The sequence below is a fragment of the Cohnella fermenti genome (assembly GCF_004801405.1).
GTDB lineage: Bacteria > Bacillota > Bacilli > Paenibacillales > Paenibacillaceae > Cohnella > Cohnella fermenti.
In genome coordinates, this window is record NZ_SSOB01000011.1 from 132,140 (window position 1) to 144,251 (window position 12,112).

The window sequence follows — 12,112 nt, forward strand, 5'->3', positions numbered from 1 at the left end:
AGACACGCTCCGGCCGTTCCCTTCCCGTCTAGTCTCTGGCCTCCAGCTTGCTGAGCGCAGGCTCGAAGATTTGCCATTGCTTCTCGAGAAGCTGATCGATGTCCGCATCCGACTGCAGCGTCTTGATCGCCTCCTGCCACTTTTTCTCAAATTCCGTGTCGTTCTTGGCAATCAGCGCATACTTGAAGGCGTCCTCCCAATCCGCGCGGGCATTGAGCAGGTCCGTCACTTCGGGGATATCCTTGAAGTCCGCCTTCCAGGTGGACATCTCGGGCATCTTGATGACGCTTGTCGCATAAGGACTTGTCGAAGGGAACTTCGTCATCGCGTTGATGATGTTCTTCTTCGTATTGCGATACATGAACTCGTATGACCATTCCGTCGGATAGCGTTTGATCTCGAAGAAGAGATTGTCCGGGCTGCGCGTATAGAAGCCCTTCAGATCGCGGGCATCGATGCTGGAATCCCCTTCGATCAGCCCTTGCTGCAGCGTCGCATCCTTGAAGGCCCGTACGCCGTTCTCCTCCGTGTACAAGCCGAGCTCCGCCGGCCCCCAGTACTTGATCTCCTCGTATTCGTCCGTGAAGAACGTATTGAACCAGTTCAGCACTTGAGGAAGGTCCTCTTCGGCAATCGTCTTGAGCAGCCACATGTAGGAGTTCGCACCGCCGCTGACAGGCACGACATACTGCGCCGGGTATTCCGGCAAGTTCGGGATCTGCGTGAACAGCGGCACGTATTGGAAGTCGGCGCCGTTATCCTTCAGCATCTCGTTCAGCTTGTCAAGGTTGCCGATGCCGACCATGGCCGTCTCCAGCACGGACGTAATAGCGTACTGCCCGCTGAGCAGCTTCTCTTGGAACTGCTCCGACGTGTGCACAATCGATTCGGGATCGATCACCTCGTCGCGGATCATCTGGTTCTGGAGCTGCGCGGCCTTCTTGACCGCCGGGGTCATCAGTCCGAACTCCAGCTTGTTCTCCTTCGAGTTGTACATGGTCATATAATTGTAAGACTTGTAGCCGACCATCTCGCTGCCGAGCGCAGTCAACGCGGTCCAGTTGTCGCCCTTGGGATAGCCGAATGCGTAAACCGGACGATTGTTCACCTTGAGGTTCAGATTCTTGATGTTGTACATCAGCTTCACATAATCGTCCGTCGTCTTGATCGGCAGAATAAACTTCTCCGCGATGCTTCCGTCGGTGCTTCCGATCAGCTTCATCGCTTCCTCGTAATCGAGCGCGTCGGGATAAAGCTGCTTCAGAATGTCGTCGCGAATCAGGAATCCGCTCGAGCTGCTGGTCGAGCTCCAGGTGACGCTCTGCGGAGCAGGACCATAGTAGCTCAGCCAATCCGCGGACTTGCCTTCCACCTCGCTGTAGAGCGTGTTCTGCAGATCGAACGGAATGCCGTAGATCTTGCCGTCCTTCTTGACGGCATCCCAGGCGTAGGAAGGAATGCTCGCCCAGACGTCCGGCGCATACTTCTGAAGCGTCTCCGGCGTCAATTCCCACAGCAGATTGCCCTCGAGCGCCTTGTCGAAGCCGATCTGATTGGAGGAGAAGGCGATGTTCGGCAGCATATTGCCCGCAACCATCATCCCGAGCTTCACGATGGGGTCCTGACCGCCGTTGCCGATCGCTTCCTTGAGATGAACGCCGGTCTTCTCTTCCAGCCAGGTGCCGGGAACGTTCTCCTTCGGATTCGAGATGGCCGGGATGTCCGACCCGTGCGAATACCAGTAGGACAGATTCAGCTTCTTGTCGAAGCGAAGCTCGCCGGATTCCGCCGCCTGCGGGGATGCCGATGCCGTCTCTTCCGCCTTGCTTGTGCCGCTCGCACTGCTTGCGTTGCTCCCGTTATTCGCGTTGTTGCCCGCGCAGCCCGCCAAGATTGCCGCCAGTGCGAGCATGCCGGATGCGAACCGGAGCCGTCTGCTTGTTCTGGTCATGTGTAGTCGAGTGCCTCCCCTTGTTTACATTCATAATCGATGGCCCTGCCGTTGTCTACTCCTTGATCGCGCCGAGCATCACCCCTTTGACGAAGTGCTTCTGGATAAAGGGATAGACCATCACGATCGGCAGCGTCGAGACGATCAGCGTGGCGGCGCGGACGGAGGTCGGCGTAATGGTCGGCATGGCGCCGGACGATTCCCCTCCCTGCATCGACCGCTCAACGGCCATCTGCATCATCAACTCCGATTCCTTCAGCACCTTGTACAGCATGAATTGCAGCGTCTGCGTCCGGGTGTCCTGAACGAACATCAATGTTGTCGTCCAGTCGTTCCAATGCGTCACCGCGATCCATAGCGAGATCGTTGCGACGACCGGCATGGAGAGCGGCAGGTACAGCTTAAACAGAATCTGGATGCTGTTGGCGCCGTCGAGTTTCGCCGACTCCTCGAGGCTTGCGGGAATCGTCTCCAGATAAGCGCGCATGATCAGCATGTTGTAGAACACGAAGATGGACGGAAGAATGTAGACCCAGAAGTTGTTGATCAGGTGCAGCTCCCGGTACAGCATGAAGGTCGGGATAAGCCCGCCTTGGATAAAAGTCGGAATGAGCAGCAGCGTCAGGAACGCGTTCCGGCCGGGGAGTTTCTTGTTCAGCAGGGCGTAAGAGGCGGCCAGCGTCACGACCAGCCCCGTCGCCGTTCCGACCACCACCCGAGCCACCGTCACGAACAGAGCTCTTGTGAAGGACTCGTTCGAGAACACGGCAGCGAAATTTTCCAACGTCCATACTCTCGGGAAGATCGTAATGCCGCCATAGGCCGTGTCCGCCCCGTCATTCAGGGAGATGGCCAACTGGTTCAGGTACGGGTACAGAAACAGAATGCTGAGCAGACTCAGCAGCGCCATATTCAACGTTTGAAAAACTTTCTCTCCGCGGGTAGTCCTCATGCCGGTTCCTCCTCACCATATTCCGATGCGGCTGGTCTTCTTGGCCAGCTTGTTGACCGCATACAGGATAAGGAACGAACACACGCCCTGCGCCAGCCCGAACGCCGTCGCCAGCGAGAACTTCCCTTGCTGCAGCCCGTACTTGTAAACAATCGTGTTGATGACCTCCGTATCCTTCTGCGTGTACAGGTTCTGGAAGCCGATAATCTGCTCGAAGTTGGCATTCAGAATGCCGCCGGCCTGAAGAATAAACACGATCATGATCGTCGGCAGAATGCCCGGCAGCGTCACGTAGAACACTTGCTTAAGCCTGCTGCAGCCATCCACCTTCGCCGCTTCGTACAGTTGAGGATCGACACCGGCCATCGCCGCGAGGAAAATAATCGTGCTCCAGCCGATCTCCTTGTACACGCTTGAGAAGAAGATCAGTCCGAGGAAGTTGTCCGGTTCCATCAGAATGTTGGTGCGCTCCGTCCCCGATCCGAAGATGGACATGCGCAGATCGTTAAACGGGCCGTACAGCTCGAAGAACGAATAGGCCAGCGATGCGACAGCGATCCACGACAGGAAGTGCGGCATGTAGCTGATCGTCTGCACGATGCGCTTGAACAGCATAAAGCGCAGCTCGTTCAGCAGCAGGGCCAGAACGATCGTCAGCGGGAACCCCAGCACCAGCTTGACTCCGCTGTACAGCAGCGTATTGACGACCGCATGGCTCAGCGCCGGCGTCTCGATGATCTCGACGAAGTGCTTCATGCCGACGAACGGGCTGCCGAACACTCCTTTGAAGATGTCGTAATCCTGGAACGCCATGACAATGCCGACCATCGGCGCGTACTCGAACACGATCGCCCAGACGACAGCGCCGCTGAGCAGCACGTACAAGAGCCGATTGTGCTTGATGCGCTTCCATAAATCGCCGGACTTCTTCGCCATGGGCGCCGCTGCGGAAGCCAGGTTTGCGCTCTCTTGGATGATGATCCACTCCTTGTTCTCTGTTTGCTTCTTGTTCCTGGTATCAGTATAGAATCGAAGACGGGCGGGCAAAAAGATAGCGTTTTCATTAAATGCGGTGGGAAAATGACGATTCGAGGGGGGGCGGCGGGCCGTGGTGGGTCCGAACAACCTCTGCTGCGGCTCCAGGCCCCTTCGATATGGCCCGTCCCCCTCCGTCCGACTCCGAACCGCCAATGCTACGGCTTTGAACACCCCGCTCTGGCTTCGAACGCTCTGACTCCGTCTCCGAGCATCCCGCTCTGGCTTCGAACGCCCTGCTCCGGCTTCGAACATCCCGCTTCGTCTCCGAGCATCCCGCTCCGGCTTCGAACACCCTGCTCCGTCTCCGAGCATCCCGCTCCGGCTTCGAACACCCTGCTCCGGCTTCGACTCCCTCAATCCGCCGTTTTTATGTGATTTTTCACATTCATTTGGCTCCGAACCCCCTCGATCCGCCGATTGTATGTGGTTTTTCACATTCATTTCGCGTTTTGCGATACTTTTCGGCGGATGTATGTGGTTTTTCACATTTATTGCGCATTTTGCGGTACTTTCAAGCGGATGTATGTGATTTTTCACATTCGTTGCGCTTTTGCGCCGCTCGCCGCCGATCCATACTCAAGCCGCTCGCTCACCAGACGCGCAACTCCGGCACTTTCGAGCGGGATGTATGTGGTTTTTCGCATTCATTTCGCGTTTTGCGATACTTTTCGGCGGATGTATGTGGTTTTTCACATTTATTGCGCATTTTGCGGTACTTTCGAGCGGATGTATGTGATTTTTCACATTCATTTTGCGTTTTGCGGTACTTTCGGAGCGGATGTATGTGGTTTTTCAAATTCATTTGACTTCGCGCCCCCCCCTTCGGCGGCAACGGGCGCACACACGCACATACACATACAAGCGCAAGAAGCGGCAGCCCCTCCGGAGGGCTGCCGCTTCTTGCGTGTGCATTATTGTTCTTGCAGAACGAGTACGCCGTACGGCTCCAGTTCGACGTCGCCTGCCAGCGAGCGGCCGCTCGGCAGATCGACGGCGCTGCGATGCAGGCGGAGCGTGACTGTGTCCGCGGAATAGTTAAGTGCGAATGTGCAGGCCTCGCCGGCAGCTTGGCGGCGGACCGCCAGCTCCACCTCGGGCGGCGCCGTCAGCAGGCCGGCCGCCGTCTTCCGCAAGCCGAGCAGCGGCAGCAGCCTGCCGACGACCGCTTCGTTGTACGCCGCGCCGTAATAGAAGACGCGCCCCTCGCCAAGCTCGTTCACGGTCAACGCCGGTGCGCCCGCGTAGTAGTCCGAGGCGTACTCGGCCAGCACCTTCACGCTGCCGGACTCCACGCGCAGGATGTCGTTGAAGCCGTCGGCGGTGATCGATTCGCCGGCGGCCGCAGACAACGCGACTCCGCTCTGCTCGCCGCATGCCTCGCCGCTATCCCCTTCGCCGGCTCCGCTCCCTTCGCCGCCTACTCCGGCCTTCCCTCCCGCCATCTTATCCGCATCTTCCGCTTCCGCCGTCCAGCGCAGGGCCGGAGCCTTCGCGATGCCGTTCACCATCGTGAAGTCCTCAACCGTCACTCCGCACAGGGAGGCGGCGAAGCCCGGCATCGGCAGCATGCGGCAATGCCCGCGTTCGTCCTTGTAGCCGGTTCTCGCGCCGAACAGCACGGCGCCTCCGGCTTCCGCGTAGGCTCGCAGCAGCTCGGCCGTCTGCTCCGTCAGGATGGCCGGATGCGGATAGACGAGCGCCTTGTAGCGCCGAAGCTCGTCCAGCGTCGTCCGCTCCGTCAGCGTCAGGCTGTCAACCGCGATATGCTCCCGCTGCAGCGCCTTGAACCAGGCCTTCGTGCTCCGCGCGGTCAGCGGCCCGTGCCACGAGTCGAACTCTCCGTCCCAAGCGTTGTCGTAGTCCGAGACGATCGCGATGCTCGCTTCGTAGCGGCTCTGCGCAATCCTGCCGCCAACGCGGCCGAGCTCCTCGCCGATCCGGCCGGCTTCGCGCACCCGCCGGTTCGGCCGGTTATGATAATCGTTGATTCCGTGCCAGTAGATCTCGGTGCCGAACGTCGCCGTGCGCCAGCGGAAGTAGAGTACCATGTCCGCGCCGTGCGCGATCGATTGGTACGTCCACAGCCGCATCTGGCCGGGCTTCGGCGACGGCATCGCCATCCGGTTCACCCAGCCGCCCGGACCGGACTGCTGCTCCATGATGCCGTAGTTCGGCGAGATGGAACGGACGTTGCTCAGGTGCCAGCTCGACATGCGATCGAGGAACGGATTCGGCCCCTCGTCCGGATGAATCGCGGCGAATTGCGGATACGAATCATACGTGTAGAAGTCCAGCAGCTCCTCCGTCATCCGATGATTGTCGAGGTGACCGAACATTCCGTTCGTCGTGATCCATTGCTTGCCGCCTGCGACTTCTCTCAGAATATCGGCCTGAATGCGGGCGAATCCGATCGCGCTGTCGGAGATGAATCGCTTCTCGTCGAGCATCAGATGCGGGTTCGGCGAATTGGCCGGTGTCGGCCGGGAGAGATGAACCTGCTCCCACTCCGTATAGGTCTGGCTCCAGAAGACCGCTCCCCACGCCTCATTCAACGCCTCCAGAGAACCGTACTTGCGCTGCAGCCACTCGCGGAACGCGGCATGATCGGCTGAGGAATAGAACTCGTTGCTCTCGCAATTAAGCTCGTTGTCGATCTGCCAGCCGACGACGGCGGGGTGATCCTTGAAGTGCTCGGCCATCTTCCTTGTGATCCGGCCGCACAGCTCGCGATAGACCGGACTGTTGTAATTGGTATGCCTCCGCATGCCGTGGCGATATAGAGTGCCGTCCCGCGTCCCGTTCAGCACCTCCGGGTACTTCTGCGTCAGCCAAGCCGGGGGCGTGGCGGTCGGCGTGCCCAGGATAACCTTCAGGCCGTATCGATGTGCGGCGTCCAGCGCCCGGTCGAACAGCTCGAACCGGAACGTTCCTTCCTCCGGCTCCATGTAAGCCCAAGCGAACTCGGCCATCCGAACAATCGAGAAGCCCAGCTCCCGCATGCGGCGGAAGTCGTCCTCCCACAACTCCTCCTCCCAATGCTCCGGATAATAGCAAACTCCCAGCCGGACAGTCTCCTCCCGTAACGTCTTCCCCACGTTGCCGCACCCTCTCAATGAGTTTTATAGTAATATTTTGCGCATATGTGAATCCCCACTTCCTATTGTAATCTCGTCTTAGTCATAGTAAATATCAGGATCATGCCATCGATGTGAAAATCTTGCGCTTATCGGTCGGACAGAGGGGGTGCGTGATTCAGCCAGTTCCATTCGTTGTTGTCGATGAAGAGGCTGACCGCTTGCCCGACGGGCAATCCCGGGTCGCTGAAGTCGAGCAGCAGCTCGGCGAATCGTCTGCACTTGTCGGCATCCGGCTCCCGGAGCAATTCCTCCGCCTGCCGGGCGAACCCGTCCGGCTTAAGCGGCGCGCGCTCGACCGTCTTCATCAGATCCTTGTGGCACGGGAACAACAGGCGGTTATGGGCAAGAACGATTCGGCCGCCGAACAGGACAAGCTGCGTTGCCGAATGACAGAGCAGATACGCATCGTTCGTCTTGGCCGCCTCCTTCGGGATAGATCGGAATGCGGTCGACGATCGCCTGCAGCCCGGGAAGCCGGGAGAACACAACCTCGGAGCCGGCGAACGCGGCCCGGGTCGGCTCGCTGCCTCTCGCCTCCGCCTGCTGCAACAGCTCCAAACTGACGATTTTCCCATCGATGTAGCCGCCCTCGTAATCGCACACCTCCCGGTTAAAGTACGTCAGATCGTTATTGCGCTTGCGCCTCTCGTAAGCCTCGTCCGTCACGAGCAGGAAGACATCCACATCCGACGATTCCCTGGCCCTCCCCTGTGCGACGGAACCGGCGGTTATCAGCCCGAGCATGTCCGGGGCCCGCTGCAATTGCGCGGCGAGCGCGTCCAGCGCCCTCCTATGATTGTCGTGCAACAAAATAACAAACCGCCTTGCGGGGGCAAGGCGGCTGCTGGCGGTCAATGGCCTATTCGCGATTCTGGCCCGGACGCTTCCGATACCACGGCAGCCGCGACAATGGAGCCTCGACCTCAAGCTCGCAAGGACCGCTCACCTCGCTGCCGTCGTCGCCCAGCCATGCGCCCGGCGGGAAAACGATGCGCCTTGTCGTCGCTCCTCTCTGCAGCACCGGGGCAACGAGAACGTCGCTTCCGAGCATAAACTGATCGCTCACCCGCTCGTATCCGCCGTCGGGGAATTCGTACGCCAGATGTCGCATAATCGGCTCTCCGGTCTTGGCCGCGTGCCGGGCCAGCTCCTCGATGCAGGCGCCCATCCGTCCATGAAGCCGCGCCGCTTCCACGCACCACTCCAGATGCTGCTCGTCGAGCACTCGCCAAGGTGCCGTAGACAACTGCATCATGGGGAACAAGGCCGAGCACTGCGCATACCGAACGAACAGCTCCTGGTCCACTTGGAAGTCGGGCTTGATCAGATCCCCATATTGTCCGCCCCCCACCATGTCTGGGCAGTTGAACGCGTAGCCGGCCAGCCCTTGCGCAAGCCCGTTCGGAACGAGGCTGGCGAGCCCGTCGGTGCCCCAACTGTGATCCTTGTCGCACAGCCGTTGGACAAGCGGCTGTCCCGCCAGCTTCCAGCAGGCCCGGTATTCGTTGAACGCGTACCGCAGGCCGAATCGGGCCCAGGCCTCGCATTGGTCGTTCGGCGTCGCCGGCGCCCAGGTGGCATCCTCCGCTTGGTAATATTGCGGATCGCCCGCATCCAGCTTGAAGCCGTCCACGCCGTAACGCTCCATAAGCCGATCCAGTTCCTCCGCGAACCAGCGGGCCGCTTCCGGATTCGTGCCGTCGAGAACGGCACTGTACCCGTTCCACCACTCGCGAATAACCGGCTTGCCGCCCGAATCGCGGATCAGGCAGCCCTTGCCCTGCAAGTCGCGGAACACTTCCCCGTCCGCGCTGATGAACGGGCTGACCCACAGCAGAACGTGGAATCCGAGTCCGTGCAGCCGATCGATCATCGCCTTCGGATCGGGGAACCGGCCCGGGTGAAAATCAAGCGTGCCATAGTCCTCATGCCAGTTGTCGTCGATCATCAGAATTCCCGGGGGGAGTCCGTTCGCCAGAATCGCATCCGCGTACGCCAACACCTTCTCCTGGGTCGGATGATAGCTCATCTCCATCCAGGTGTTGTACTGGGGGACGGTGAAGAAGCGGACATCCGGCAGCGTTCCCGACGGCGGGAAGTACGCTTGGGACGCCTGCATAAACGCATCGCGCAGATACTTCCCCGTCTCCTCCACTCGAAGGGTTCCCTTCACTCCGTCGACGACCAGCTCGCTTCCGTCGAAGGAATAGCGGAATGGCTGCTCCGACCAGACGGTTCTTCCCTTGCTCGAGAGCAGCAGCGAATTGGCCTGGTTATAGGCGAGATTGCCGAACAGATCCCGCTTGAACGCCCGCGCGCCGAATGGCATCTCCGTCCCGTCCGCCACCGCTCCTCCCCACCAATGCTCATCCTCCAACAGCGTCACGCGAATCGTCTCGTTGTACATGGTTAACCTCCGTTTGGGCTCGATAGTCTGACGTTGAGCTCGATAGTCTGACGTTGGGGCCCTAGTCTGGCCCGATCTCCTCTTCGATCTTATCGCCGGACGGAAGGTGGGACAATCTTAATGTTGTGCGCTATTCTATAACAGAATTGACATTCGGGGAAAGGAGAGTCCTATGCTCAAGCACACAGCCCGCGCCTTCCGCAACGACGTTCGGGCGCTCCTGGCGTCGGGCCTGATCGACGGGGGTTATCGGCGAGTTTGATCGGCAGGCGTGATCGGAGGCGTGATCGGCGGGGGTGATCGGAGGCGTGATCGGCGGGCGTGTGCGTCATACTGGTGTGTCGGCCGTGCTGATGTGTCCGCCATCTGGTGCGCCTGCTCCTCCTCTGGCCGATGACTTTTGCGATTTATATGATTTTTAACATTCGCAGGCTCGATTCGGCAGGAATTGAGGCGTTTTATACGATTTTTCGCATATATCCGGGACTTCGCGCCGAAAGTTCCTCCATGTATGCTATTTTTCACATATAATTGCTCAATCCACCCGGTATCGGGGGTAGCGAATGTGAATTTTCACATTCATTCCGGGCATGGAGTATACGGCGGGCGCAGGTCCCCACAATAGGGTACGAAATTACGAAAAAAGCCAGCCCTCACGTTCAGGCTGACTTCGTCTGTCTCTTCCATCTTGGCATTATTGCAGCGGACGCAACGCCTCTACTTCATGTGCGGAGAGTCCCGACGCTTTGGCAATGGCGTCAACATCCAACCCCATTGCCAGCAGGTTCTTCGCGATTTCCTCTGCTTTCTTTTGTTCTCCCCTTGCTTCTCCTCTTGCTTCGCCTCGTGCTTCGCCTTCCGCCCTCGCTCCCTCAATCCGCGACTTCTCGTCGCTGAGGGCTTTCATGCGGGCGTCGTATTCCATTCTGGCTGCGGCGTTCTGACTCAAGAATTCCAACGTATCCATCGCCTTCTTCAACATCGGTTCATTCATCGCCAACACCTCCCAGTTTGATTTGTCCGCGCCTTGCAAGAACAACAGCCAATTGACCAATCCGCCTTCCTCAAGCTGCACCGCGTATTCATCAAGCTTCGTCAGTTCGATCACATGAATCTCGATATCGTCCAATAACGGAATTCCAGTATGATCTTCGCGCAGATGGAAGACGCTGTGGTAGCGGTCGTTGCTGAGGCAGGAGTAATTCAGAATGTTGATGGTCACGCATTTCTTCAGTGTATTGTAGTTGCTGCCCCTCGGAATCTGATGGAAGTACATCTCGCTCCAATAGAACAGCGTCCGCTTCTCCATATGGTAAGGATTGAACAACTGCATCTCGATATTGATGAGCTCTCCGTCCGCCGTCTTCGCTTTAATATCCATGATGGACAGTTTATCGTCGGGGCTGTCCGCTTCCGTATAGGGATTGAGCAGCACGATCTCTGTCAGCGGCGGCTCTCCGGCTTCCCGGAATGTGCTGTTCAGGAATGCCAGCAACACATCCTTGTTATGTTCACTTCCGAAGATTCGTTTGAAAATGACATCCACGCGGGGGTCGAGCAGTTCCTGCATCAGCCGGCAGCTCCCTTCTTCCAATTCATTATATCACTTCGACCTGTACCGTGGAATCATTGAGACGGAGGGAGGGACATTCTTAAGCTTGTGCGCTATACTGTAACAAAATTGATTCTCGGGAATGAAGGAGACCCTTATGCTCAAACCCGTATCCTACGCCTTCCGCAGCGATGACCGGTCGATCCTGACGCTGGACTCGATCGGCTGGCAGACGATTCATACCAAGGAGTACAGCTTCTCCGGCGAGGAGCGTCCGGATTGCGGGCATGTGATCTTCCAATATACGCTCAGCGGTATGGGATATATCGAGGTTGACCAGACGACGCACGCTCTTCCGCCGGGAAGCGGCTTCCTGGTCAAGATTCCGAGCCGCCATCGGTACTTCTACTTGGAGTCGGAGGAGCCTTGGGAGATGATCTGGCTGAACCTGCGAGGGGACGAGGCGAATCGAATCTGGGATCTCGTGACGGAGCAGGAAGGGACCGTTATTCGGCGAGGGCATGACTCGCCGTTGATCCGGCATTACTGGAAGCTGCTTCAGGCGATCTCGGAAGAGAAGGTGACCGACAAGTATCGGCTGTCCGCCCTCGTGTTCGAATGGATGCTTACGCTGGTGCAATCAAGTCGGGACGCGGGCAACGAGATCAGCGCCGGCTCGAGCTCGATCGTTGATCGAACCAAGAAGTACCTGAAGGAGAACTACGCCTCGCCCCTTACGCTGGAAGAGATCGCGAAGCAGGCCGGCATCAGCAAGCACTATCTGTGCCGGCTATTCCAGAAGGCCGAGCAGGTCTCCCCGCTTGCCTACCTGCGCGACCGCAGGGTCGAAGCGGCGCTCGCCCAGCTTCGGACGACCGATCTGCCCGTTCAGGAGATCGGCCGCCGCTGCGGCTTCGACAGCCCGAGCTACTTCGGCAAGGTTTTCCGGGAGTACATGGGCATGACTCCGAAGGACTACCGGCTGAAGAAGCTGGAGTTCCCTTATGACGCGGTTTATTACGAATAGAATGCGAAAGCGGCATCCTCGGCTCAGCGCCGGGATGCCGCGAAGATT

Annotated in this window: 9 protein-coding genes; 1 reads left to right on the plus strand and 8 read right to left on the minus strand. The window is 58.6% G+C overall.

Annotated elements, in window-relative coordinates; translation table 11 throughout:
• Positions 1-28 precede the first annotated feature (28 nt).
• From E6C55_RS10735 to E6C55_RS10770, 8 genes are all read right to left on the minus strand, one after another.
• Positions 29-1,951 carry a type 2 periplasmic-binding domain-containing protein gene (locus tag E6C55_RS10735; RefSeq protein WP_136369788.1) on the minus strand — a complete coding sequence of 641 codons (1,923 nt, stop codon included), beginning with the start codon at positions 1,949-1,951 and terminating at the stop codon, positions 29-31.
• Positions 1,952-2,006: 55 nt separating this feature from the next.
• Positions 2,007-2,903 (minus strand): carbohydrate ABC transporter permease, encoded by an 897-nt coding sequence (locus E6C55_RS10740; RefSeq protein WP_136369789.1) that lies wholly within the window; start codon positions 2,901-2,903, stop codon positions 2,007-2,009.
• 12 nt (positions 2,904-2,915) lie between these two features.
• Positions 2,916-3,839: an ABC transporter permease gene (locus tag E6C55_RS33765; protein ID WP_168735577.1), complete on the minus strand. Its 924-nt coding sequence runs from the start codon at positions 3,837-3,839 to the stop codon at positions 2,916-2,918.
• Between the two features lie 1,013 nt (positions 3,840-4,852).
• Complete coding sequence (locus tag E6C55_RS10750) at positions 4,853-7,036, minus strand: beta-galactosidase (RefSeq protein WP_136369791.1); 2,184 nt, start codon at positions 7,034-7,036, stop codon at positions 4,853-4,855.
• A 128-nt stretch (positions 7,037-7,164) separates the two neighbouring features.
• Positions 7,165-7,383 (minus strand): hypothetical protein, encoded by a 219-nt coding sequence (locus E6C55_RS10755; protein ID WP_136369792.1) that lies wholly within the window; start codon positions 7,381-7,383, stop codon positions 7,165-7,167.
• A 31-nt stretch (positions 7,384-7,414) separates the two neighbouring features.
• Positions 7,415-7,885: a nucleotidyltransferase domain-containing protein gene (locus tag E6C55_RS10760; protein ID WP_136369793.1), complete on the minus strand. Its 471-nt coding sequence runs from the start codon at positions 7,883-7,885 to the stop codon at positions 7,415-7,417.
• A gap of 52 nt (positions 7,886-7,937) precedes the next feature.
• Positions 7,938-9,485 carry a glycoside hydrolase family 31 protein gene (locus E6C55_RS10765; protein ID WP_136369794.1) on the minus strand — a complete coding sequence of 516 codons (1,548 nt, stop codon included), beginning with the start codon at positions 9,483-9,485 and terminating at the stop codon, positions 7,938-7,940.
• 694 nt (positions 9,486-10,179) lie between these two features.
• Complete coding sequence (locus E6C55_RS10770; protein ID WP_136369795.1) at positions 10,180-11,055, minus strand: Rpn family recombination-promoting nuclease/putative transposase; 876 nt, start codon at positions 11,053-11,055, stop codon at positions 10,180-10,182.
• Between the two features lie 139 nt (positions 11,056-11,194).
• Here E6C55_RS10770 and E6C55_RS10775 point away from each other — a divergent pair, with 139 nt between their 5' ends.
• Positions 11,195-12,064 carry a helix-turn-helix transcriptional regulator gene (locus E6C55_RS10775; protein ID WP_136369796.1) on the plus strand — a complete coding sequence of 290 codons (870 nt, stop codon included), beginning with the start codon at positions 11,195-11,197 and terminating at the stop codon, positions 12,062-12,064.
• Positions 12,065-12,112 lie beyond the last annotated feature (48 nt).

Bases quoted from the DNA above. Each gene is read 5' to 3' on its own strand.
- E6C55_RS10735 (WP_136369788.1), bottom strand. From the start codon at position 1,951: ATGACCAGAACAAGCAGACGGCTCCGGTTCGCATCCGGCATGCTCGCA.
- E6C55_RS10740 (WP_136369789.1), bottom strand. From the start codon at position 2,903: ATGAGGACTACCCGCGGAGAGAAAGTTTTTCAAACGTTGAATATGGCG.
- E6C55_RS33765 (WP_168735577.1), bottom strand. From the start codon at position 3,839: ATGGCGAAGAAGTCCGGCGATTTATGGAAGCGCATCAAGCACAATCGG.
- E6C55_RS10755 (WP_136369792.1), bottom strand. From the start codon at position 7,383: ATGAAGACGGTCGAGCGCGCGCCGCTTAAGCCGGACGGGTTCGCCCGG.
- E6C55_RS10765 (WP_136369794.1), bottom strand. From the start codon at position 9,485: ATGTACAACGAGACGATTCGCGTGACGCTGTTGGAGGATGAGCATTGG.
- E6C55_RS10770 (WP_136369795.1), bottom strand. From the start codon at position 11,055: ATGCAGGAACTGCTCGACCCCCGCGTGGATGTCATTTTCAAACGAATC.
- E6C55_RS10775 (WP_136369796.1), top strand. From the start codon at position 11,195: ATGCTCAAACCCGTATCCTACGCCTTCCGCAGCGATGACCGGTCGATC.